The sequence below is a fragment of the Mesorhizobium sp. CNPSo 4661 genome, from assembly GCF_057784215.1.
Window position 1 is genome coordinate 204,446 of the sequence record NZ_JBWGIO010000008.1, and the last position, 23,113, is coordinate 227,558.

22 protein-coding genes are annotated in these 23,113 nt (G+C 65.7%); 14 read left to right on the top strand and 8 right to left on the bottom strand.

Features of this window, described 5'->3' with window-relative positions:
• Positions 1 to 11: 11 nt before the first annotated feature.
• The 3 genes from AC0YKC_RS14195 to AC0YKC_RS14205 all read right to left on the bottom strand — a co-directional run bounded on the left by AC0YKC_RS14195 (position 12) and on the right by AC0YKC_RS14205 (position 1,607).
• Positions 12 to 311: a hypothetical protein gene (locus tag AC0YKC_RS14195; RefSeq protein WP_488511481.1), complete on the bottom strand. Its 300-nt coding sequence runs from the start codon at positions 309 to 311 to the stop codon at positions 12 to 14.
• A gap of 182 nt (positions 312 to 493) precedes the next feature.
• On the bottom strand, positions 494 to 1,279 hold the full coding sequence (locus AC0YKC_RS14200) for a DUF2270 domain-containing protein (RefSeq protein ID WP_320295997.1): 786 nt from the start codon (positions 1,277 to 1,279) through the stop codon (positions 494 to 496).
• Positions 1,280 to 1,400: 121 nt separating this feature from the next.
• Entirely contained in the window at positions 1,401 to 1,607 is a 207-nt protein-coding gene (locus AC0YKC_RS14205) for a hypothetical protein (RefSeq protein WP_320295996.1), read from the bottom strand.
• Between the two features lie 338 nt (positions 1,608 to 1,945).
• On the opposite strand from AC0YKC_RS14205, the gene AC0YKC_RS14210 reads away from it, so the two are divergent.
• From AC0YKC_RS14210 to AC0YKC_RS14235, 6 genes are all read left to right on the top strand, one after another.
• Entirely contained in the window at positions 1,946 to 4,240 is a 2,295-nt protein-coding gene (locus AC0YKC_RS14210; RefSeq protein WP_320296389.1) for a cation:proton antiporter domain-containing protein, read from the top strand.
• 158 nt (positions 4,241 to 4,398) lie between these two features.
• Complete coding sequence (locus AC0YKC_RS14215) at positions 4,399 to 5,529, top strand: ROK family transcriptional regulator (RefSeq protein WP_488511482.1); 1,131 nt, start codon at positions 4,399 to 4,401, stop codon at positions 5,527 to 5,529.
• Positions 5,526 to 6,329 (top strand): ABC transporter permease, encoded by an 804-nt coding sequence (locus AC0YKC_RS14220; RefSeq protein WP_488511483.1) that lies wholly within the window; start codon positions 5,526 to 5,528, stop codon positions 6,327 to 6,329. The genes AC0YKC_RS14215 and AC0YKC_RS14220 overlap by 4 nt, the downstream gene beginning before the upstream one ends.
• A complete protein-coding gene (locus tag AC0YKC_RS14225) occupies positions 6,326 to 7,108 on the top strand; it encodes an ABC transporter ATP-binding protein (RefSeq protein WP_488511484.1) in 783 nt (260 codons plus the stop codon). The genes AC0YKC_RS14220 and AC0YKC_RS14225 overlap by 4 nt, the downstream gene beginning before the upstream one ends.
• Positions 7,109 to 7,157: 49 nt before the next feature.
• Positions 7,158 to 8,120, top strand: a complete 963-nt coding sequence (locus AC0YKC_RS14230; RefSeq protein ID WP_488511528.1) for an aliphatic sulfonate ABC transporter substrate-binding protein — start codon at positions 7,158 to 7,160, stop codon at positions 8,118 to 8,120.
• 106 nt (positions 8,121 to 8,226) lie between these two features.
• Entirely contained in the window at positions 8,227 to 9,723 is a 1,497-nt protein-coding gene (locus AC0YKC_RS14235; RefSeq protein ID WP_488511529.1) for a sulfatase-like hydrolase/transferase, read from the top strand.
• A 50-nt stretch (positions 9,724 to 9,773) separates the two neighbouring features.
• On the opposite strand, the gene AC0YKC_RS14240 is transcribed toward AC0YKC_RS14235, so the two are convergent.
• Positions 9,774 to 10,982: an MFS transporter gene (locus tag AC0YKC_RS14240; protein WP_488511485.1), complete on the bottom strand. Its 1,209-nt coding sequence runs from the start codon at positions 10,980 to 10,982 to the stop codon at positions 9,774 to 9,776.
• Positions 10,983 to 11,418: 436 nt separating this feature from the next.
• Here AC0YKC_RS14240 and AC0YKC_RS14245 point away from each other — a divergent pair, with 436 nt between their 5' ends.
• Positions 11,419 to 11,838, top strand: a complete 420-nt coding sequence (locus AC0YKC_RS14245) for a VOC family protein (RefSeq protein ID WP_488511486.1) — start codon at positions 11,419 to 11,421, stop codon at positions 11,836 to 11,838.
• Here the strand turns inward: AC0YKC_RS14245 and AC0YKC_RS14250 are convergent.
• Positions 11,828 to 12,430 carry a DUF922 domain-containing Zn-dependent protease gene (locus AC0YKC_RS14250; protein WP_488511487.1) on the bottom strand — a complete coding sequence of 201 codons (603 nt, stop codon included), beginning with the start codon at positions 12,428 to 12,430 and terminating at the stop codon, positions 11,828 to 11,830. The genes AC0YKC_RS14245 and AC0YKC_RS14250 overlap by 11 nt on opposite strands.
• Positions 12,431 to 12,547: 117 nt before the next feature.
• Between AC0YKC_RS14250 and AC0YKC_RS14255 the strand changes: the two genes are divergently transcribed.
• The 3 genes from AC0YKC_RS14255 (at position 12,548) to AC0YKC_RS14265 (ending at position 14,874) form a co-directional block, all read left to right on the top strand.
• Positions 12,548 to 12,781 carry a hypothetical protein gene (locus AC0YKC_RS14255; protein WP_320295990.1) on the top strand — a complete coding sequence of 78 codons (234 nt, stop codon included), beginning with the start codon at positions 12,548 to 12,550 and terminating at the stop codon, positions 12,779 to 12,781.
• An 86-nt stretch (positions 12,782 to 12,867) separates the two neighbouring features.
• Complete coding sequence (locus AC0YKC_RS14260; RefSeq protein WP_488511488.1) at positions 12,868 to 13,965, top strand: flavin-containing monooxygenase; 1,098 nt, start codon at positions 12,868 to 12,870, stop codon at positions 13,963 to 13,965.
• 279 nt (positions 13,966 to 14,244) lie between these two features.
• Positions 14,245 to 14,874, top strand: coding sequence for a glutathione S-transferase family protein (locus AC0YKC_RS14265; protein WP_434722178.1), 630 nt, complete (start codon positions 14,245 to 14,247; stop codon positions 14,872 to 14,874).
• A gap of 31 nt (positions 14,875 to 14,905) precedes the next feature.
• On the opposite strand, the gene AC0YKC_RS14270 is transcribed toward AC0YKC_RS14265, so the two are convergent.
• The 3 genes from AC0YKC_RS14270 to AC0YKC_RS14280 form a co-directional block, all read right to left on the bottom strand.
• On the bottom strand, positions 14,906 to 15,907 hold the full coding sequence (locus tag AC0YKC_RS14270; protein ID WP_488511489.1) for an aldo/keto reductase: 1,002 nt from the start codon (positions 15,905 to 15,907) through the stop codon (positions 14,906 to 14,908).
• Positions 15,908 to 15,973: 66 nt separating this feature from the next.
• Positions 15,974 to 17,257, bottom strand: coding sequence for a D-tagatose-bisphosphate aldolase, class II, non-catalytic subunit (locus AC0YKC_RS14275; RefSeq protein ID WP_488511490.1), 1,284 nt, complete (start codon positions 17,255 to 17,257; stop codon positions 15,974 to 15,976).
• A complete protein-coding gene (locus tag AC0YKC_RS14280; protein WP_488511491.1) occupies positions 17,254 to 18,231 on the bottom strand; it encodes a tagatose kinase in 978 nt (325 codons plus the stop codon). Before AC0YKC_RS14280 ends, AC0YKC_RS14275 begins: the two co-directional genes overlap by 4 nt.
• A gap of 285 nt (positions 18,232 to 18,516) precedes the next feature.
• Between AC0YKC_RS14280 and AC0YKC_RS14285 the strand changes: the two genes are divergently transcribed.
• The 4 genes from AC0YKC_RS14285 to AC0YKC_RS14300 all read left to right on the top strand — a co-directional run bounded on the left by AC0YKC_RS14285 (position 18,517) and on the right by AC0YKC_RS14300 (position 23,075).
• Entirely contained in the window at positions 18,517 to 19,830 is a 1,314-nt protein-coding gene (locus AC0YKC_RS14285) for an ABC transporter substrate-binding protein (protein ID WP_488511492.1), read from the top strand.
• Positions 19,831 to 20,082: 252 nt separating this feature from the next.
• Positions 20,083 to 20,853 (top strand): L-iditol 2-dehydrogenase, encoded by a 771-nt coding sequence (locus AC0YKC_RS14290; protein ID WP_434722183.1) that lies wholly within the window; start codon positions 20,083 to 20,085, stop codon positions 20,851 to 20,853.
• Between the two features lie 96 nt (positions 20,854 to 20,949).
• Complete coding sequence (locus AC0YKC_RS14295; protein ID WP_488511493.1) at positions 20,950 to 21,960, top strand: zinc-dependent alcohol dehydrogenase family protein; 1,011 nt, start codon at positions 20,950 to 20,952, stop codon at positions 21,958 to 21,960.
• Between the two features lie 104 nt (positions 21,961 to 22,064).
• Positions 22,065 to 23,075 (top strand): LacI family DNA-binding transcriptional regulator, encoded by a 1,011-nt coding sequence (locus AC0YKC_RS14300; protein ID WP_434725696.1) that lies wholly within the window; start codon positions 22,065 to 22,067, stop codon positions 23,073 to 23,075.
• Positions 23,076 to 23,113: the final 38 nt, after the last annotated feature.

A 23,113-nucleotide genomic window follows, 5' to 3' on the forward strand; every position in this document is an offset into this window, starting at 1 on the left:
GGTAGGCCGCCTTAAATCCCATCGCCGTCCACCAGCGGCACGTCCTCACCCTCCCACGGGCTTGGCATCGACCGGCGCCCAGCGGTCGGCAGCGGCATCCAGCATCTGAGCTCCGGCTCGGCATATTCGACGACGCGGCCGGGCGAGGAGTCCGACGCCCGCCAGCCTTCCTCGCCGAACTGGTCGGCGCGCGACCAGTAGGCCATGTCGACCTCGGCCGGCCCCTGTTCGGAGGAGCGCACCGTCACCAGGATGCGGCTGCCGTCCCGCGGCGCGCTCGCCATGTTGCGCCATTGGTCGGTGTCGTCCATGCGATCTCCTCCAGAAACAGACACTTGGACCGGCTTTGCGATTCAAAGCCTGAAGCCATTGCTGGGCAGTAGGCACTAGGCAGTAGGCAGTAGGCAATAGGAAAAAGGGCGTTGCGAGGCAGCATGGAAAGCGGCTATCCCCCTACTGCCTACTGCCTACTGCCTACTGCCTAGTGCCTCACTCACACATGCACATCGCCGAAGGACAGCTCGCCGTCATCGGAGCGGACCAGGAAAGCGGCGGCAAGCAGCGCCAGATAGCAGGCGCTCACCCCGCACACGACGACGACGCCGGGGATGGGCCCCAGCGTCGCCACTCGGAACGTATCGACGAGCGAGGCGCCGAAACCGATCGGAGAGCCTTCGCGCGAGAGGCTTGGCGTGGTGATCTTCAGGATCCAGGCAAGCAGCAGGATCGTGTACATGAAGATGTAGTTGCGGCGCAGCCGGCGGATCAGCGCCGCGCGCTGCGAGATCAGGAAACGCGGCGAGCGCAGGCCTTCACCCAGTATGGCCAGCCAGTTGGAGGCATAGTCGGGCTGCGGCGAAAATATCTGCGCGAAGTAGTAGCGCTCGAACTGCCGCACGCGGGCGCGGTAGACGTCGAAGAAGCGGTAGCGCCGCGCCTCGATCCACAAAAGCAGCGTGATCAGGAGCATCGCGAACAAAAGCACGCCATGATGCGCGCTGGGAGTCGACAGCGACACCGACAGCATCGCCGCCACCACGGTGATCGCCCAGTTGCTGGTGCGGTCGAGCCGGTCGCGCCAGCCGGCCATGCGCGCGATCTCGGCGCGGTGGAAATGCGACAGCGTCGTGGTGAATTCGGCAGAGCTGAGCTTCAGCGCCAGCGTGTCGGAGGCGCGTGGAGGTGCTGCCTTCTCGGTCGATGTTGCCGGCGCGCTCGCCTCGGTGGATTTCGAGGCCGTGGCCGCGCCGGTGGATTTTGCGGCCGTCGTCTGGGACATTTTGCCATGCGCCTCCCGCCGCCATGGCCGGCCGCATCCCAACTAAGAACAGGCCGGCCACACCCCGTATAGCACAACGTGCGGCCGCCCCAAAATGTTCCCGCCTTTTCAGGCGCATAAGTCAGGATGCAAGCGGGGGAAGACCACCATTCGCGCGCCGCGGAAAGGGTAGCACATCGGCCATCGGCCTGGCATGCTGGGCTGCCGCCACCGCCTCGATCACAAGGTCGAGCGCTTGAAGCGCGGCACGGCTCGTTTCATCGTCGCCACGCAGGTAATGGCACGCCCGGTCGAGGTGCAGGTGGGCGGCGGCAAAGTCGCTTTTCATTAGCTTCTCCTTATTGCCCCGCCTTGGGCCAACATCGTCGAGTCGCTTTACCGCGAAGCAAAAATCGGCCGTGGCATTTGATTAGAATTGTAGAAGCTTTTCCTCGCCCTTGCCAAAGGCGGGGCGAGGTATCCGCGAGCCGGACGGAGAGGATCTTTCGTAGGGCGAATGTCTTCCTCATAGAGACGCTTTTACCGGTCGAACCGGCGTTCTCCCTCTCCGTCTCGGCTTCGCCGAGGCACCTCTCCCCATTTCATGGGGCGAGGAAAAGCCGTGCAACGATCCTCGCGCCAAACCGTTATGCCGACGCGAGGAATGAGGGGTGCATATTGTTCAACATGCTCAATCGGCGACGGTCGCTGTCGATCTGGATCGCGCTTGGTGCTGCCGCGCTCGCCCTGATGCCCGCCGTCGCCTTCGCGGCCGAGAGGACCGGCATGTCCTCGGAAGGCATCTTCGTCGCCGAGCTGATCCTGCTTCTGGTCGTCGGGCGCGGTATCGGCGAGGTGCTGGAAATACTGGGCCAGCCCGCGGTGATGGGGCAGCTGATCGGCGGTATCCTGCTCGGCCCTTCGCTGCTCGGCTGGGTCTGGCCGGAGGCCGAGCGGCTGGTCTTCGCCGGCGACGCCTCGCAGAAGTCGATGATCAACGCCATCGCCCAGCTCGGCGTTCTGATGCTGCTCCTGCTCACCGGCATGGAGACGGATCTGAGGCTCGTGCGCCGCGTCGGCCGCGCCTGTTTTTCGATCTCGGCCGCCGGCGTCGCTGTGCCTTTCGCGCTCGGCTTCACCGCCGCGCAGTTCATGCCGGCTTCGCTGCTTGCGACCGGCAGCGAGCGCATCGTGGCCGGGCTGTTCCTTGGCACGGCGCTTTCCATCTCCTCGGTCAAGATCGTCGCCATGGTGGTGCGCGACATGAATTTCATGCGTCGCGACCTCGGCCAGATCATCGTGTCCTCGGCCATCATCGAGGACACGATCGGCTGGGTAATCATCGCCATCACCATCGGCATAGCAACCAAGGGGCGGATCGAGATCGGCAATCTTGCCTTCACCATCCTCGGCGTCGCGGCCTTCATGGCGTTTTCCTTCACGCTCGGGCGCCGCATCGTCTTCGACGCCATCCGCTGGACCAACGACACGTTCCGTTCGGAATACGCGGTGGTCACCGTCATCCTGGCCATCATGGGCGCGATGGCGCTGATCACCGACCTGATCGGCGTCCACACCGTGCTCGGCGCCTTTGTCGCGGGCATTTTGGTGGGCGAGTCGCCGATCCTGTCGCGGCATATCGAAGGGCAATTGCGCGGCATCATCACCGCCCTTTTCATGCCGGTGTTCTTCGGCGTCGCCGGCCTGTCGGCCGATCTCACCGTGCTGATCGACCCGCAGCTGGCATTGCTTACCGTGGCGCTGGTGGTGATCGCCTCGATCGGTAAGTTCGGCGGCGCCTTCATCGGCGCGGAAGTCGCCGGCATGAGCCGTGCCGAAGGCATCGCGGTGGGTTGCGGCATGAACGCGCGTGGCTCGACCGAAGTGATCGTCGCCTCGATCGGCCTCTCGATGGGCGTGCTGTCGCACAACCTCTTCACCATGATCCTCACCATGGCCGTCATCACCACCCTCGTCATGCCGCCGACATTGCGCTGGGCGCTGCGGCGCCTGCCGATCGGCGAGAACGAGAAGAAGCGCCTGGAGCGCGAAGAGGTGGACCAGCGCGGTTTCGTCGCCAATCTGGAGAGGCTTCTGGTGGTGGTCGACGAGGGCGTCGTCGGCCGCTTTGCCGCCTATCTTGCCGGCGTCATCGGCGCCGGCAAGCCGATGACAGTGCTGCATTCCAGCGGTGAGATCGATGCCGAGCCAACCGAGGGGCTGCATCTGGACGAGATCGAAAAAGGTGCGGAGGACAGCCGCGAGGCCGCGAAGAAATCCGACGAGAGCCCAGTGCGCGAAGCGCCGGTCACCCGCCGCCAGCATGAGGAGCTTTCGGCCGAAACGGTCGCCAGGGAGGCGCGCAAAGGCTACGGCATGCTGCTCGTCGGCCTCGGTCGCGCGGTCACCTCCAAGGGCGGCTTCTCGCACCGGCTGAACGAAGTCGCCGGCGCCTTCGATGGGCCGCTCTGCCTGGTGCTGAAACCGGCAGCCGTAGGCCGCCAGACGCCGAAGCTCGGCCCGGGATCGGGCAAGATACTGGTGCCGGTCAACGGCACTGCGGTCGCCCGCCGCGGCGCCGAACTGGCCTTGGCCATCGCCGCCGTCACCGGTGCGCCGGTCAAGATGCTCTATGTCGCCAGGGTTGGTCGCGACGAGCCACGCGACACCGTCTCGCATCGCCGCAGGGAAGCGGTGCTGAAGGATATCGTCGCGCTCGCCGACCGCTACGGCGTCGAGATCGAGACCGCGATCCGCAGCAGAGCCGCAGCCGCCGATGCCATTGCCCGCCAGGCCAGCCGCAGCGTGGCGTTGATCGTCATGGGCGTGGCGCGGCGCCAGGGCGAAGAGTTGATCTTCGGCGAGACGACGACCGGCGTGCTGAGGCGAAGCCCATGCCCGGTGGTGCTGATCTCCGACGAGCGGGTGAAACGCGACGAGAGCGACCGCGAGGCGGTGCGCACGGGAACGGGGACTGGGTGATTAGCCAATCTCCCCCACGAGGGGCTAGATCGGCAGCTTTGTCGCCGCGCTTTATCTTCCAACCCCGGTCTTCCAATCCCGCAAAACCAGCACTTCACCAACCTCGCTTGACACCCTCGAATTAATTTCTAAACATTAGAAAATAAATGGGAGGAACAATGGGCATTCATCACGGCGCGATCCTGCGCATCCTGAGGGATGACGGTCCGCAGTCGCGGGCGGAGCTGGCCCGCCGCACGGCACTGTCGCCGACCGCGCTCACGCATCTCACCGCGCAGCTTTTGAAGGACGGCATCGTCTCCGAGCTCACGCAGGCGGCCGGGGGCGGGGCGCCGATCGGCCGGCCTGCCGTCGGCCTGGCGCTGGTGCCCGATGCCCACCACGTCGTCGGTGTGCATATCGGGGCCGGCACCATCCACGCCGCGGTCACCGATCTGCGGGCCTCGGTGAAGCAGCTCGATTCCTTTCACTTCGACACCTCGACCATCGAGCCGGCGCGCGTCATTGCCAAGGTCGCCCGCATGGTCGACAGCCTGATCCGCAAGACCGACGCCGACCGCTCGAAGATCCTCGGCATGGGGCTTGGCGTGCCAGGCCCCGTCGACATCAAGCGGCGGCGCAACCTGTTGTCGATCAACTACGACTGGCGCGACGTCGCCTTCGCCGACGAACTCGAAGGCGCGCTCGGCATGCCCGTCGTCGTCGAGCACAATGTCAGCGCTATGGCGTTGGCGGAGTCGCGCTACGGCATCGGCCGGGAGGCCTCGGCGCTGCTCTACATCTATCTGCGCACAGGCCTCGGCGCTGGGCTGGTGGTCGATGGCCGGCCGTTCCGGCCCGGCGGCCATGGCGCAGTCGAGCTCGGTCATATCCAGGTCGTCGAGCATGGCGCGCGCTGCGCCTGCGGCAGCACCGGCTGCCTGGAGACCTTCCTGTCCGAACGGGCGTTGTCGCGCGCGGCGGGCATCGACACGCCGCATCCGAAGCGACTGCTCGCAGCCGTCGAAAAACACCCCGAGGTCTGGAACGAGGCCGTGCGTCATCTGACAACGGCCATCGCCAGCGCCGCCAACCTGCTCAATCCTGACCTGATCGTCTTCGGCGGCCATCTCGGCGAGGCGCCGGAAAGCTTCATCGACGCCATTCGCGCCGGCGTGCCGCCACGCGTGCTGCCGCCGATGCGCGACATGATGCGCTTCGAGCGTTCGAGCATCGGGCCGGGTGCCGGCGCCATCGGCGGCGCGGCAGTGGCGCTCGACCATCTGTTCTATTCGGGGGCTCCGCGATGAGTTCGGTTGCTGAAAAGTCGCGCGCCGCTTCCGCGGCCGGCCGGCCGGCCGTCTTCGACTATGGCAGCCTCGCCTTGAACATTGCCGGCGTGGTTGCCGGCATCGCGATCTGGTGGGTGCTCACCGCGAGTGGGGCCGTCGGCCTGCCGCGGCCGCCCGACGTGCTGTCGCGCTTCATCGAGCTTGCCGGCAACGGTCAGTTGTTGCGCGACACCGCCGCCAGCCTGGCGCGTGTGCTCGCTGGCTTCCTGCTCGGCGTGCTGCTCGCCATTCCCGTCGGCTTCGCCATGGGCTGGTACAAGGTGGCGCGCGCCCTGGTGGAACCCTACCTGCAGTTCTTCCGCATGATCCCGCCGCTGGCCATCATTCCGCTGGCCATCGTCACGATGGGCATCGAGGAGACGCCGAAGATCTTCGTCATCTTCCTGGCCTCCTTTCTCGCCAGCGTGGTCGCCACTTATCAGGGCGTGATCAGCGTCGACCGCACCATGATCAACGCCGCGCGCGTGCTCGGCGCCGGCGACTTCACCATCTTCCGCCGCGTCGTCGTGCCGGCCTCGACGCCCTTCATCCTGGTCGGCGTGCGCATCGGGCTGGGATCGGCCTGGGCAACCGTGGTCGCCGCCGAGCTGATCGCCGCCCAGTCCGGCCTCGGCTACCGCATGCAGCAGGCGCAGCTCTACTACGACTTGCCGACGATCTTCGTCAGTCTCTTCGCCATCGGCATCCTCGGCCTCGCCATGGACCGCGCGCTGCAGGCGATCGAGCGGCGGCTCACCATCTGGCAGGAGCGGATATGACCCCGAAGATCGTCTTCGACAACGTCTCGCGCCGCTTCGACCTGAAGGGCAGCTCCTTCCTGGCGCTCAACCGTTTCTCGCTCGATGTCGGCGAGGGCGAGTTCGTCACCGTGGTCGGCCCTTCCGGCTGCGGCAAATCCACCGCGCTCAACATCGCCGCCGGCCTGCTCGAGGCGAGCGACGGCCGAGTGACGGTGGACGGCAAGCTGGTCAGCGGGCCGGGGCCGGAACGCGGCATGATCTTCCAGCAATATGCGCTGTTTCCCTGGCTCACGGTGCGCGACAATGTCGAGTTCGGCCTGCGCATCCGGGGCGAGCCGGCGGCGCGCCGGCGCGAGATCGCCGAACGCTTCATCGATCTGGTCGGGCTCGGCCAGTTCGCCGACGCGCTGCCGAAAACCTTGTCGGGCGGCATGAAGCAGCGCTGCGCGATTGCCCGCGCCTATGCCGTCGATCCGGTCATCTTGTTGATGGACGAGCCGTTCGGCGCGCTCGACGCGCTGACCCGTGTCCAGCTGCAGGACCAGCTTCTGGAAACCTGGAGCCGCGAGCGCCGCACGGTGATGTTCATCACTCACGACGTCGACGAGGCGGTTTATCTCGCCAACCGCGTTGTCGTCATGGCAGCGCGGCCCGGCCGGCTGCAGGAGGTCATCGAGGTCGACCTGCCATATCCGCGCACCGAGGCGATCCGCCTGTCACCCGAATTCACCGCCATCCGCAACCGCGTCTGGCACGCCGTCTATCACCAGCCACCCGCCGCGCAAGCCGCCCGGTGAGGTGGCCCGGTCACCAACATCAACGACAACAGGGAGAGAGAAAATGACATTGAACAGACGTGACTTCATGGCCGCATCGGCGGCGATCCTGGCGGCTGGCGCGCTGCCGGCAAGGGCCGAGGGCGACACCGCCCGCATCGGCTACAACGGCGATTTCTGGGGCGCTTCAATCGCCAGCATCGCCGACGCCAAGGATCTCTGGGCAAAGCACGGTGTTGCCGCCAACACCAAGGTCTTCACCAACGGTCCGATCCAGGTCCAGGCGCTCGGCGCGAACAGCCTGGAATTCGGCTATCTCGGGCCGGGCGCGCTGTGGCTGCCGGCCACCGGCAAGGCCAAGATCATCGCCGTCAACGATGTCGGCTTCTCCGACCGCGTCATCGCCCAGGCCGGCATCAAGTCGGTGGCGGACCTCAAGGGCAAGAAGGTGGCGGTGCCGGCCGGCACCTCTGGCGACATGTTGCTGAGGCTCGCGCTCGCCAAGGCCGGCATGAAGGTGGACGACATCGAGATGGTGCCGATGGACCCGAGCACGGTGGTCGCCGCCTTCTCCTCCAAGCAGGTCGACGCCGCCGGCATCTGGTATCCCTTCGTCGGCATCATCAAGAAGAGCGTGCCCGACCTTGTCGAGATCGCCAAGAACGATGATTTTTATCCGGCCACCACTTTCCCCAGCGTGTTCATCGCCCGCAACGATCTGGTCGAGAAGAACCCCGACCTGGTCAAGAAGGTGATCGGCGCCATCAAGGAAGCGCAGGACTATCGCGCCGCCAATCTCGACGAGGCGGTGGAGATCACCGCCAAGCAGCTCGGCATCCCGGCCGAACAGCTCAAGACCGAGGCCGGCTACGGCAAGCTGATGACGTCGGCCGATGTCGTGAAGCTCACCAAGGACGGCACCGTCGCCGGGTGGTTCCGCGCCATGAACGAGCTGTTCAAGACCTTCGGCAAGTTCGACACCTCGCTCGACCCGAAGGACTACTACATGGCCGACCTTTACCTGCAGGCCTGACACGAGCAATGCGTCGCTCCGGGCATCGGCCCGGGGCGGCGTCACCGCGAGGCGGCGGCCTCGCCAAGTTTCATGCCCAAAAGAGTGCCCGATGACCAAGTCTCCCATGAACGTCCTTTACATCGACATCGACAGCCTGAGGCGCGACCATCTCGGCTGCTATGGCTATCACCGCAACACCTCGCCGGTGATCGACAGCCTGGCGGCCGAGGGCATGCGCTTCGAGAATGTCTATGTCTCCGACGTTCCCTGCCACCCCTCGCGCACGGCGCTGTGGAGCGGTCGCCACGGCATGCGCACCGGCGTCGTCGGCCATGGCGGCACAGCCTGCGAACCGTTCCGCGAGGGCGCCGAGCGCGCCTGGGCCGGCACCTTCTACGAGGAAGGCTGGATGCGCGCGCTGCGCGACCTCGGCTATTACACCACCACCATTTCCAGCTTCGGCGAGCGGCATGGCTGCTGGCACTGGTATGCCGGCTTCAACGAGATCATCAATCCCGGCAAAGCCGGCATGGAAAATGCCGACGAGGTCTCGGCGCTGGCGCTGGACTGGCTGAAGCGCAACGGCTCGCAGAAACAGTGGTTCCTGCACGTCAATGTCTGGGATCCGCACACGCCTTATCGCGCGCCGGACGCCTTCGGCGATCCCTTCGCCAAGGAGCCGATGCCGGCATGGGTGACCGAAAAAATGTTCGAGAAGTCCCACGCCGGCTATGGCCCGCACAGCCCGCAGGAACCGTCCGGCTTCGACGTCGCACCGGGCGGGTCGAAATGGCCGCGCATGCCGGCGCCGATCGACACGATGGCCGACGTGAAGGCCTGGTTCGACGGCTACGACACCGGCATCCTGTATGCCGACCACTACATCGGCCTGATCGTCGAGGAGCTGAAGCGCCAGGACCTGTTCGACAAGACCATCATCGTGATCGGCGCCGACCATGGCGAGAATCTCGGCGAGCTCAATGTCTGGGGCGATCATCAGACCGCCGACGAATACACCTGCAACGTGCCGCTGATCATCCGCTGGCCGGGCGCCGAGGACCTGCACGGCGTCAATGACGGCCTGCACTATCATTTCGATTGGGCGGCGACGCTGATCGATCGTCTCGGCGGCACGGTGCCGGCGCCGTGGGATGGCCGCTCCTTTGCCGCCGCGCTTAGCCAGGGAGAGCAGGGTGGTCGCGACTTCCTGGTGTTGAGCCAGGGCGCCTGGGCGGTGCAGCGCGGCGTGCGCTTCCGCCACGAGGGCGCCGACTGGCTTATGCTGCGCACCTACCATGACGGCTACAAGGATTTCGGCCCGGTCAGCCTGTTCAACCTGTCGGACGATCCGCATGAACAGAACGACCTGACGGCCGAAAGGCCCGATATTGTCGACCATGCCAGCCGCCTACTGGAGGACTGGCGCACCGACATGGCCAGGCGAGGCGACAGCGACGTCGACCCGCTGGTGACGGTGATGCGCGAGGGCGGGCCGTTCCACACGCGCGGCGAACTGCCGGCCTATATCGAGCGCCTGCGCAAGACAGGCCGCCAGGCCGCGGCGGCGGAACTGGAAAAGCGCCACCCCGCGCCGCCGGCCCGCCGCCAGTCGTTGAACTAGTCGCGGGGCTGCGGCCGCCGGTTCTTCGGGCGGCCGCATTCCTGCCAACGTCACGCCATCTGCAGTTTCTGCCGGCTGGGTTGCGGCGGGAAGGCGATGGCGATGCCGGCGGCGCCGAGCCCGATCAGCGCCGAGCCGATGAACAGCCAGTGATAGCTGGCAGTGGCGTCATAGATCATGCCGCCGGCAAGCGGCCCGAGCGACATGCCGAGACTTGAGAGCATCGTGGCGGCACCTAGGATGGTGCCGATGATGCGCAGGCCGAAATATTCGCGCGCCAGCACAGCGTAGAGCGGCATCACGCCGCCATAGGTAGCGCCGAAGATGACGGCCAGAAGGTAGAACTGCTCGAGCTGGCCGACGGTGAGGTAGGCGGCGATGACCAGCCCCTGAATGGCGAGCCCGGCGACCAGCACCGGCTTCACGCCCAGCCTGTCGCCGAGCACGCCGTAAAGCACGCGTCCGCCAAGGCCGGCGAGCCCCTCGACGCTGTAGATCGACACGGCCGCCATCGGCGCGACGCCGCAGGACATGGCATAGCTCACCATATGAAAGATCGGGCCCGAATGCGACGCGCAGCAGGCGAAGAAGGTCAAGCCCAGCACGATGAATTGCGGCGAGCGCAGCGCCTGGCCGACGCTCATGCCGGGATCGTCGGTGACAGGCGCCGGCGTGCCGTCGCTTGCCGCGACCGCCGTCGGCGGCTGGCGCACCAGGAAGACAGCGGGCAGCAAGAGCACCCAGGCCATGACGCCGATATCGAACATGGCGGTGCGCCAGTCATAGGCCGTGATCAGCCAGCGGGCGAAGGGCGAGATGGTCATCGGCGCGACACCCATGCCGGCCGAGACCAGCGACACGGCGAGGCTGCGATTGGTGTCGAACCAGGCGGTGGTGAGCGCGATCATCGGCGCGAAGAAGGCGCTGGCCGCCAGCCCGACGATGACGCCATAGCTGAGCTGGAAGGTTAGCAGCGAATGGGCGCGGCTCGCCACCACCAGCGACAGGCCGAGCAGCACCGCGCCGACGAGCACGACGGGCCGCGCGCCGACCCGGTCATAGATCGCGCCCCAGGCGAAACCGCCAAGGCCCATCACCAGGAAGTTCAAAGTCATGGCGCTTGAAATGCCGGTGCGCGACCAGTTGGTGTCGAGCGACATCGGCTCCAGAAAGATCGCCAGCGAAAACATCGCGCCGAGCGCCACGCAGGTCATCAGCGCGCCGGCCGCGACGATGACCCAACGATAGGAATGGTTCATGGTTCTGCTCCCATGCCGAAAGGCATCCTGTTTGATGCGGCACGGTTTTTCCAGTCCACCGGGCCGTTTGCGTCCGAAGGACGTCAGGGCGGGAACCGATCCTACAATCTGGTTGCATTTTTTATCTAGTTTTTTGGCGGGTCAGAGATTGCCGATTGTCTGAGAGGCAAGTGCTCTACGGCGCCCCCTTCTGTCCTGCCGGACATCTCCCCCACAAGTGGGGAGATTGGCAGTTCTCGCGCCTGCGCTCTTTCTACGACTTAGGAGATTGGCGAAAGCCGGCGTGACATCTGATCTCCCCCCTCGTGGGGGAGATGGCCGGCAGGCCAGAGGGGGGCCGTCCCGCCAGCCTTTCTGCATGTCAGCAGTCAGAAGCACCCCGCATTGACCCCACGCCGCTCCCATCTAAATTGAACCCCTCAACAGGAGAACCCGCATGGAACTCTATCGCGGCCGGCTCATCGATCATCTCCAGCTCGTGGTGCGCGACCTCCAGGCCAGCCGGCGTTTCTACGGCGCTCTGTTCGAGGTGTTGGGCATCCCGATCGGCGGCGAAGCCGAGGACTACTTCTGGGCGGACGAATTGTTCGTCTCCAGCGCCGACAGTCGCGCGGCGCGCGGCGTGCTCACCGGCCGCCACCATCTCGCCTTCCAGGCCAGGGACCGCGCCATGGTCGATGCTTTCTACCAGGCGGGGCTTGCCGCCGGCGGCAAGGACAATGGCGCGCCGGGTGAGCGCCCCTACCATCCCGGCTACTACGCCTGCTTCCTGCTCGACCCCGACGGCAACAACATCGAGGCGGTGTTCCACGGCGAGGCCAGGCGAAGTGCCGCGGCGGTGGAGATCAGTTTTTAGGCGGGGCGCCCAGAAACGCCGCGATCAGCTTCAGCATGTTGCCGTCTCGGCCGAATTCCAGCTTGTCGAAGTCGCGGCTGTCCTGGCGCTGCGCCTTGGAGAGCTGGTCTAGATAGGCCGTCAGCTCCGCCCGAACCTTCTTGCAGCCGGGATCGTTCTGGGCGGTGAGGCCCGTGCTGAAGGCGACGATCTTGTCCACCATGTCGACGATGCCGGTGCCGTGCACCTTCTCATGCGCGATCAGCCCGGCGGCGAATGTATCCCAGCGCGTTTGCAAGGCTGAACCAAGTTTTCCCGCCGGCTTGGGCAGCGTGTAGGTGATGATCAGCTTCGGCCGCGCCGTCTTCAGCACGCAGGCGCCGCCTTGCGGCTGGTAGTCGCGCTGCCAGGTCAGCTTGAAGAAAGTATGCGCGATGACGCGCCGCGCGTTGCCGGCCGTGCCGACCACCGGTCCCTTCTCGCCGATCGAGAGATAGAGCTGCTCCGCACTCTCGCCCGAGACGGCGTAGGTGTCGATCTTTTCGATGGGCTTCCAGTCTGCGCGCGCCGGCGTGGACAGGAGCAAGGCAGCGAGGAGGAGGGCGGGCTTCATAGGCGAGCCATAGCATCGGGCCTCGTCTGGAAGAAGCCGGCCTGGGGATTTCTGGAACCCCTTCCACCGCTCAGCCGTTTCCTTGGGCAATCATCCCGACCGATGGGGGAGGACAAGATGACCCGCAACGACATCATTTCCGTGCTTGGACCGGTCGACGAGGCCGTTATCGCCGATATCGCGCTCACCGGCGCCAGCCTCGAGGAACTGCGCGAGGCCTTCGCCTGGATCGGCGCCGACGAGGCGCTGGTCAATGAGGGCCATGCCATGCCCGGCACCCGCGTGGCGAAACTGATCGAGATCCTCGAACCGCCCGAGGACGAGCCCGCGTTGCCGGGCGCGATGGAGTAGCGCGGCTCTCTCTAGGGGCTTCTCCCTACTTGTCGCCCGCACGCCTCTCGTCATAGCCTCTGCCGCTTGGGCGGGAGGAGAGGCCTTTGGACACCAATGTCGTCATCGTCGGCGCCGGCCCTGCCGGGCTCGCGGTCGCCGCCTGCCTCAAACAGGCGGGGCAGGTTTTCATCATCCTTGAAAAGGCCAATGAGGTTGCGCCGGCCTGGCGACGGCATTACCGGCGGCTGCATCTGCACACGGTGAAATCCTTCTCGTCGCTGCCCTTCGTGCCGTTCCCGAAAAACCATCCACGCTACGTCCCGCGCGAGAAAGTGGTCGCTTATCTCGATGCCTATGCCGAGCGTTTCGGGCTGAGGCCGCGCTTCGGCGTCGCCGTCAAATCGGTCCGCCGCGAAGGTGGGCGTCTGCTGGTCCAGACCGATGCCGGGCCCTTCAATGCCCGTAAGGTTGTCGTCGCCACCGGCAACAATGCTGAGCCGATCACGCCGGCCTTCCCGGGTATCGAGGCCTTCAAGGGCAAGGTGCTGCACAGCGCCGCCTATACCGAGGCCGCGCCCTATGTCGGTAAGGACGTGCTGGTCGTCGGCATGGGCAATACGGGCGCGGAGATCGGGCTCGACCTCGCCGAAAGCGGCGCCAGGCCCACCATCTCGGTACGCAAGGGTGTCCATATCGTGCCGCGCCAGCTGTTCGGCGTGCCGATCCAGATGGTGGGCATCGCCAGCCGCCCGATGCCGCAGGCGCTGAACGACTGGATGTTCCCCAAGATTCTCGATCTGGCGCTGGGCAGGTTGGAGAGATACGGCATCGTGCGGCCGAAACAGGGCATCCTGCAAGGGATCGAAGCCGGCCGCATTCCGGTGATCGATGTCGGCACGGTGGCCGCGATCAAGCAGGGAAGGATCGGCATTGCACCGGATATCGCAAGCTTCACAGCGGAGGGCGTGAAATTCGCCGACGGAGTGGAGAAGAAATTCGACGCGGCGATTTTCGCCACCGGCTACCGCCCGGCCTATGACGGTTTCCTTTCGGCGGAACTGCGGCCGGTAAAGAGCGGCGTGAATGCCCGCGCGACGGAGCTCGGCGTCTATCTCGTCGGCTTCTACAATCCGGTCACCGGCCTGCTGCGCGAGATCGGCATCGAGGCGCAGGCGGTGGCGAAGGATATTGCGAGGCGGTGAGGGCGAAATGCGGCCAACATGTAAGGCCGAGCGCCGGACATGCCTTCCACGTTGGAGGAGATCAGTGCTTTGGCGCCGGCCATCACCTGAAAAAAGCTGACGATTGGCGAAAGCCGGCGTGGCGGCTAATGTCCCTCTTCGTAGGGGGAGATGTCCGGCAGGACAGAAGGGGCGGCGCCTCGCGCTGACTCCGGGTGTTTTGGGTTGCGATGCCTGAATCGGGTGGTGCCTCGGCATCCATCGTGGCACGCCGCGCCATCACATTAGGGGACCCACTCCATGCTCACGCTCTACGACTATCTCCCGTCGCAAAACGCCTGGAAAATTCGCGTCCTGCTCGGCCTGCTCGGCATCGCCTACGAAACCCGTATGGTGTCGATCTTCGAAGGCGAGAGCCGCACCGAGGCTTTTCTGAAGCTCAACCCGGCAGGTGCCGTTCCGGTGCTCGCCGTCGAGAATGGCCAGGCGATCGCCGAGTCCAACGCGATCCTCGTCTGCGTCGCGGAGGACACGCCCTATTTGCCGGCTGACCGTCTTGCCCGCGCCAAGGTGATGCAGTGGCTGTTCTTCGAACAGTACTATGTCGAACCGGTCATCGGCTCGCTGCGCTTCTGGACGCTGACCGGCCGCCTGGAGCGCAACCATGCACTGGTCGCGGGCAAGCGCGAGGCGGGTGTGCGGGCGCTTGGCGCGCTGGAGCGTAGCCTGCGCGACACAGCTTTCCTGGTCGGCGACACGCTCACCATCGCCGACATCGCTGTATACGCCTACGCCCACCGGGCCGAGGATTGCGGCTTCTCGCTTGCCGACTATCCGGCGGTTGAAGCCTGGGTGGAAAGGGTGGGCGAGGTGATCGGCGATGGCTATCCGGTGCATCCCTACAGCATCGATCCGCATTCGCGCGGATGAGCTGCGGCTCCTCCTGGAGAGGAAACCACGCCTACCGGTCCACCAGCGACATCGTCCGCTCGTTATACCTTGGCCCTGACACCTTGTCGGGCGTCAGCGCCATGTCGAGCCCGAGCATCTCGGTAGCGTCCAGCGTGATATCCGCCGCCGCGACATTCTCTTCCAGATAGATCCGGCGCTTCGTGCCGGGGATCGGCACGATGTCGATGCCGAAATCGGGGCCCTTGGCGAGCAGCCAGGCGATCGCGATCTGGCCGGGCTTTACCCCCTTGGCGTCGGCGATGTCGCGCACCGTGGCGGCCGCGGCGACATTCAGGTCGAAATTCTCGCCCTGGTAGCGCGGATCGCCACGGCGGAAATCGCCCTCGGGATAGTCTTCCGCGCGCCTGACGTCGCCGGCGAGGAAACCGCGGCCGAGCGGCGCGAACGGCACCAGGCCGATGTCCAACTCCTTCAGCGCCGGGATGATCTCGGGCTCGAGGTTGCGCTCCCATAGCGAGTATTCGCTCTGCAGCGCTGAGACCGGATGCACCGCATGGGCGCGGCGGATGTTGGCGATGCCGGCTTCCGACAGGCCGAAAAAGCGCACCTTGCCCTCAGCCACCAATTCGGCGACCGCGCCCGCGACGTCTTCCATCGGCACGGCAGGGTCGACGCGGTGCTGATAGAGGAGGTCGATATGGTCGGTGGCAAGACGCTTGAGCGAAGCATCGACCACCTCGCGGATATGCTCGGGCCTGCTGTCGGTGCCGGACTGCTTGCCGTCGACGATACGGAAGCCGAACTTCGTCGCGATCGTCACTTGGCCGCGCCGGCCGTTCAGCGCGCGTCCCAGCAGTTCCTCGTTGACGAACGGCCCATAGACCTCGGCCGTGTCGAGAAACGTACAGCCGAGCTCGATCGCCCGGTGGATCGTTGCGATCGACTCCGCCTCGTCGGCTGGGCCGTAGGCCTGGCTCATGCCCATGCAGCCGAGGCCGATGGCCGAGACTTCGAGCCCCTGGCCGCCGAGTTTGTGTTTGCCGAGGCCCATCGTGTCTTGCTCCGCCGAATTTTCGATCCGGCTAAATTATAGGGCCAGGAGAGGAAGCGTCCAGCGTCAGGCCTGGCGACAGGCGGCGTCATAGTCGGCAAGCACGCGGTCGATAGCGGCGAGCAGGATCGCCTCGGGATTGCCGGCGGCGCCGAGCTCTGCCGGCAGCGTCGGCAGGAACTGCCGCATCAGCGTCTCGGGAATGGCGATGCCGCTCAGAGCTTCGCGCAGGCGCGCGACCGCAACGCTTGCCGCGGGGTTGCTCCAGTAATAGCGGATGCGGTCGCTGTAGCTGTAATGCCGCTGCAGATGGAGACTTGTCGCGTCGCCGTGATAGTGGCTGCGCCAATGGCCAGGCGCGGAAAGCATCAGCGTTTCCATCGCCTTGGCAAGCGAGCGCTCGCCATAGCCGGAGACCATTTCGGAGGCCACCAAATCCAACCCGTAAAGCGTCTCGCGCAGCGCGAAGGTCAGGCCGGGCCCAACCTTGAGGATGGGGAAGCCGTTGGCCACCAGCGCCGTTAGCGCCCAACGGCTCTGGTAATCGGTCGAATGCGCTTCGTAGACGAGAGCTGTTTCATGGTCGAGCAGCGCGGTCAGCGGAGCAGATGCCTCCGGCCTGTAGGCGACGACATTTTCGCTGCCGAATTCGACACCCGGCTGCACGACCACCGCGATGACGCGGCTGAATGCTTCCTCCAGCCCTTCGCGGGCGAAGGTGTCGCGATGGATGTCGATGGTGCGACGCGCCGCCCTGGCCTCCGTCGGCTTCAAGTCGCTGATGGCATGGTCGGCGCCGCCGGGCACCGGCACCTCGGTGCCGATGATGTAGAGCGGCATTGCGCCGCCGCGCGAGCGCGCCGCCTTTTCCGCCGCCTTGGCGAGCCGCGCGGCTCGTGTGGCGATGGTCTCGTCGTCGAGCGCCGCCGGCTCGCCGGCACAGCCCATCGAGGCGTCGAGATGGATCTTGCTGAAACCCGCCCAGACATAGGCCGTGACCATCGCTTCGGCCTTGCTCATCGCTTGTGCCGCCGGCTCCACCCTCCACGGGTTAGGTCCCAGATGATCGCCGCCGAAGATGATGCGTGAAGCAGGGAGCCCTTCGCGGGCGGCGCTCCCCTGTACGAAGGCGACGAACAGATCCGGCGTCATGCCGGTATAGCCGCCGAACTGGTTGACCTGGTTGCAGGTGGCCTCGATCAGAAGCACGGCGTCCCTGTCGGCGACGGCGCGCCGGATCGCCGCCTGGATCACCAGCGGATGGGCCGAGCAGACCGAGGTGATGCCGTAGGGCTTGCCATTGCGGCGGGCAGTGGCGAGGCCTTGAAGCGGGTTGGTCGTCATCGTCATTTGGCCCGGTCCGTCCCGGCTATGAACTGGTCGAGCGCGTCGAAGCCTGCCAGCCCTTCCATCGGCCCCAGCCGCGTCACATTGAGCGCACCCGCGGCATTGGCGTAGAGCAGCGCCTTGCCGGGCTCGATGCCGTTGCGGCGGCAGGTGAGGTAGGTCGCGCCGAAACAGTCGCCGGCGCCGGTTGGGTCGACTTCCTCGACGACGAAGCCGGCGCAGTCGGTGCGGCTGCCATCGGCGCCGAAGCGGGTGGAGCCGGCAGCGCCGCGCTTCAGCACGATCTCGCCGACGCCGCGCGCAATCAGCGCCGCCACTGCCTGCCGCTCGTCCGCGACGCCGGCCGCCGCGAGCAGTTCGTCGCCGGAGGGCAAGAGCAGGTCGGCGTCGTCGACCAGCGCCGAAAAATGCGCGCCGTCGGCGCCGTCGATCAGTTCCTTGCGCACATTCGGGTCGAAGGAGGTCGAGCCGCCGCGGGCGCGCACCGCCTTCGCGGCATAGGCGACGATCTCTTTCAGCCCGGCGATCGAGAGTGCCGAACCCATGACGTGGAGGTGGCCGGCGCCGTCGGCCAGCCGCCGCGCCTCTTCCGTCAGGCTGATGCGGCCGGCGGCGGATTCGGCGATGTTGTAGACGAAGTCGCGCCCGCCATCGGGTCTGTAACGCACGAAGGCGCTTCCCGTCGGATAGCGGTCGCTGACCGACACGGCCGAGACGTCGACGCCGTCGCGCCTCAGCCGCTCCAGGTTGATGGCGCCGAAATCATCGCGGCCGACGCAGGCGATGATGCCGGCGCCGCCGCCGAGCTTCGCCACCTGGTCGATGAAGATGGCCGGCGCGCCGCTGGGGTAGGGGCCGGTCAGCGCCAGTGGTTCGAGGAAGCCTTGGCCACGCTCGCTCGCCATGATCTCGACCAGGATCTCGCCGGCGACGATCGTCGGCCCGGTCGCTTCGGCCGCAATCTCCCCTCGGCTCATTGATCCAATTCCTTCTCCCCAGCCGGACCGGCGCCAACGTTCACGATAGCGCCGGGCTTCGATCGAGGTAAATCGTGGCGGCGGTGGTGTCAACAAAAACTATACGCATGTTCACTTTCATGTCGGCGAGGGTGCGTGTCCTTTTTGGTTGAGAAGCCTGGAGGCATGAGCGCGCATTGTGGAGGCTGGGATTGTGGGCTTGACTAAGTGATCCTGTAGCGCAATAGAATATGAACGCATGTTCAGTTTTGCATGCGCATTCGTAAAGGAGGAGACGGAATGCCAATGCGTAGGCTTATGGGAATTCTCGCCGCGGCCACTGCCGCCTCGGCGCTGATGGCAGGCGCTGCCCTGTCGGAGGAAATTACGGTCGCCACGGTCAACAACGGCGACATGATCATCATGCAGAAACTGGCGCCGGAGTGGGAAAAGGCGACCGGCAACAAGGTCAACTGGGTGGTGCTGGAAGAAAACGTGCTGCGCGAGCGCGTCACCACCGACATCGCCACCAAGGGCGGTCAGTTCGATGTGATGACCATCGGCGGCTACGAGACTCCGATCTGGGGCAAGGCCGGCTGGCTGACGCCGCTCAACGATCTCGGCGCCGACTACGACTATGACGATCTGATCGCGCCGGTGCGCAGCGGCCTGACCGTCGACGGCAATCTCTATGCCGTGCCGTTTTATGCCGAAAGCTCTTTCACGCTCTACCGCAAGGACCTGTTCGACGCCGCCGGCCTGAAAATGCCGGAGCAGCCGACCTACGACCAGGTCACCGAATTCGCCGACAAGCTCACCGACAAGTCGAAGGAGCAGTACGGGCTATGCCTGCGCGGCAAACCGGGCTGGGGCGAGAACATGGCCTTCGTCGGCACGCTGGTGAACACCTTCGGCGGCCGCTGGTTCGACATGGACTGGAAGCCGCAGCTCAACTCCGATGCGTGGAAGAAGGCGATCGGCTGGTATGTCGACACGATGAAGAAGAATGGCCCTCCGGGCATCAGCTCCAACGGCTTCAACGAGAACCAGACGCTGTTTGCCTCCGGCCATTGCGCGATGTGGATCGACGCCACGTCCGCCGCCGGACGCGTCTATGACCCGAAGCAGAGCAAGGTCGCCGACAAGGTCGCCTTCGCCAAGGCGCCGGTCGCGGTCACGCCCAACGGTTCGGCCTGGGGCTGGGCCTGGAGCCTCGCCATCCCGACCTCGACCAAGAAGGCGGACACGGCGAAATCCTTCGTCAAATGGGCGACCTCGAAGGCCTATGTCCAGCGCGTCGGCGAGACCGAAGGCTGGGTCGCGGCACCGCCGGGAACGCGCAAATCCACCTATGCCAGCGCGGACTACCAGAAGGCGGCGCCCTTTGCCGCGACCGTGCTTGCCGCGATCGAATCCGCCGATCCGACCAAGCAGACCAAGGACCCGGTGCCCTATACCGGCATCCAGTTCGTCGCCATTCCCGAATTCCAGGGCATCGGCACGCAGGTCGGCCAGGCGATCGCCGCGGCGGTCACCGGCGAGCAATCGGTCGACGATGCGCTGAACGGAGTCCAGGCTTCGGTCGAGAAGACGATGGAGGAGGCGGGCTACATCAAATAGGCGCGCCCGCTCAAGGTGAAGCCGGGAAGCGGAACGTGCGCCGCCTCCCGGCCATCCGGCCCGCCGCAGAAACTCCCTTGCGGCCGGCCGGAGGATGCGCGGATCCGCCTGGCAATTCGAGGAGAAGCGCGTAGCGTTTCTTCCTTCGGAATTGCCTGAGCAAAGGTGGGTCCGTGCGTTCCTCGAGAGCGGGCTGGATAACTGCCTGCGCCCGGCAAACATTTTCGAAACGCGGAAGAATTGGAATTTGCAATGAAGCTGAAGGACAAAATCGCCCTGATCACCGGCGGCGCGCGCGGCATCGGCCTCGGCTTCGCGCAGGCCTTTGCGCGCGAAGGCGCGAAAGTGGTGATCGCCGATATCGACATCGAGCGGGCGACACGCGCGGCACGGGAGATCGGTCCGGCGGCAAGCGCCAAGAAGCTCGACGTCACCGACCTTGCCGCGATCGAGAGCGTCGTCGCCGAGATCGACCGCGAATTCGGCGGCATCGACATCCTGGTCAACAACGCGGCCATCTTCGACATGGCGCCGATCACCGACATCACCGAACAGAGCTATGAGCGCGTCTTCGGCATCAATCTCAAAGGCCCGCTCTTCGTGATGAAGGCGGTGGCCAACGTGATGATCAAACGCGGCCGTGGCGGCAAGATCATCAACATGGCGAGCCAGGCCGGCCGCCGCGGCGAGGCGCTGGTGACGCTCTATTGCGCCTCCAAGGCGGCGATCATTTCAGCGACCCAGTCGGCGGCGCTTGCGCTGGTCAAGCACGGCATCAACGTCAACGCCATTGCGCCCGGCGTCGTCGATGGCGAGCATTGGGACGTGGTCGATGCGCATTTCGCCAAATGGGAAGGGCTGAAGCCGGGCGAGAAGAAGGCGGCGGTGGCGAAGTCGGTGCCGATCGGCCGTTTCGCGCAGCCGGAGGACATTGCCGGGCTCGCCGTGTTCCTCGCCTCGTCGGACAGCGACTACATCCTGGCCCAGACCTACAATGTCGACGGCGGCAACTGGATGAGCTGAGGCACCGCAGCAATTCCAGGAAAAGTGTGAAGCGGTCGGGCTCGGCGACTTCGCCGTAGCCTTCCGTCCGGAATTGCGTCGAAACAGGAGACGACAATGAAGGCCATCCGATTTGCCGCGGCCGGCGATGCCGGCATGGCTGAGCTCGACATGCCCGCGATCAGGCCAGGCCACGCTCTGCTGCGGGTGCGCGCGGCGGGGCTCTGCCACACCGATATCGACGTGCTGCATGGTCGCTATGGTTCCGGCGCGTTCCCGCTCGTGCCCGGCCATGAATATGCCGGCACGGTCGAGGCGGTCGCCGAGGACGTCACATCGGTTAAGCCCGGCGACCGCGTCGCCGTCGATCCCAACATCCCGTGCGGCCATTGCCCGGCCTGCCGTAAAGGCTTCACCAACCTTTGCGCCACGCTGAAGGCCTATGGCGTGACCGAGAATGGCGGCTTCGCTGAATACAGCCTCGTCGCCGTCGATCATCTCCACGCCATCGGCGATCTCGCTTTTGAAACGGCCGCGCTCGCCGAGCCGCTCGCCTGCGTGCTCAACGGGCTCGGCGCGGCCGGGGTAGAGGCCGGCAGTCACGTGCCCGGCAATGCGCTCGTCTTCGGCGCCGGGCCGATCGGGCTGCTGATGGCCCTGTCGCTCAAGGCCAGCGGCGTGGCGAAAGTGGCGGTGGCCGACATCAGCGAACCGCGTCTCGCCTTCGCGGCGTCGCTCGGGCTGGAGCCGCTTGTGTCCGGATCGCAGGACCTGGCGGCGCGGGCACAGGGCTTCGACCTCGTCGCCGACGCCACCGGCATCGCCAAGGTGGTCGAAGGCATGATCGGTCTCACCGCCGATGGCGGCACCGCGCTTGTCTTCGGCGTCTGCGCGCCCGACGCCAGGATCGCGGTCGCCCCATTCGAGATCTTCCGCCGCCAGATCAGGCTGGCCGGGTCGCATTCGCTGAACCGCAACATCCCGCAGGCGCTTGCGATCCTGAGTCGCGACGACGGCACCATGGCGAGGCTGGTCAGCCATCGACTGCCGCTCGACGAGGTGCTGCCTTTCTTCGCCAAGGGCGGCAATCCGGCGACGATGAAGGTCCAGTTCTCGGCCGAGGCTTGAACGGGGAGCACGATTGCCTGCCTTTGCGTCGCGAGGTGACTCAAGTAGACAGTCGTGACGCCGGTACCGACAGGGGCAGAAGGATGGCAAAGACGATCAGGACGATGGAGGATTTTTCCGCCTTTGTCGGCCTGTCCCGCACCACGGTTTCGAAATACTTCAACGATCCCGGTTCGGTGCGGCAGAACACGCGCAGCACCATCGAGGCGGCGCTGAAGAAATCCGACTTCCGTCCGTCCATGTTCGCGGTCAATCTGAACCGCCGCCGTTCCAACATCCTCGGCGTCATCATCCCCAATTCGACCGACCCGTTCTACATGGCGCTGACGCGCCGCATCGAGACGATCGCCAACGAGGCCGGATTCCTCGCCTTCGTGCTGTCCTCCGACGGCCGCGCCGAGATGGAGGACCAGGCGATCCAGACGTTCCGGTCGATGAACATCGCCGGCGCCGTCATCGCGCCGCTAGGCGTGCGCTCGCACCATCGCATCCTGGCCGAGCTCGGCGCTTCGATCCCCCTGATCTATGTCGACTCGCCGCTCGACGAGACTTCGTCCTTCGTCGGCACCGACAACCGGCAGAGCTTCCGGCTGATCGTCGACTATCTCTGCCGTTCCGGCGAGCCGCCCTGCTATTTCGCCATGCCGCTGGTCAACAACAACGCTTCCGCCCGGCAGGAGGCCTATGTCGAAGCCATGCATGGCTTCAAGATGACGCCCTCGATCGTGGCGGTCGAGGATGTCGGCTCCTGGGATTTCGAGAAATTCGGCCATGACGAGGCACTGCGCATCCTGAAAGGGCAAGGCTTCCCGACAGGGACGGTACTGTGCGCCAACGACCGCATCGCCTTCGGCGTCATCAGCGCCGCCTATGAACTCGGCCTCAAGGTCGGTCACGGCGCCGACTGCGATCTGCGCGTCGCCGGCCATGACGACCATCCTTTGTCGCGCTATGCCTGCCCGCCGATCACCACCGTGGCGCAGAACTATAACGAGATCGGCCGCCTGGCGATCGAGCTCCTGCTGCGGCGGCTGGACGAGAATGCGCCGGCCGCCAAGCGCGACAACGCGCGCGTCCTGCTCAACGCCGAATTGATGCTGCGCCGCTCGGCTTGAGGGGTGAGGGAGTAATTCACCGAAGGCGCCATTCCTGC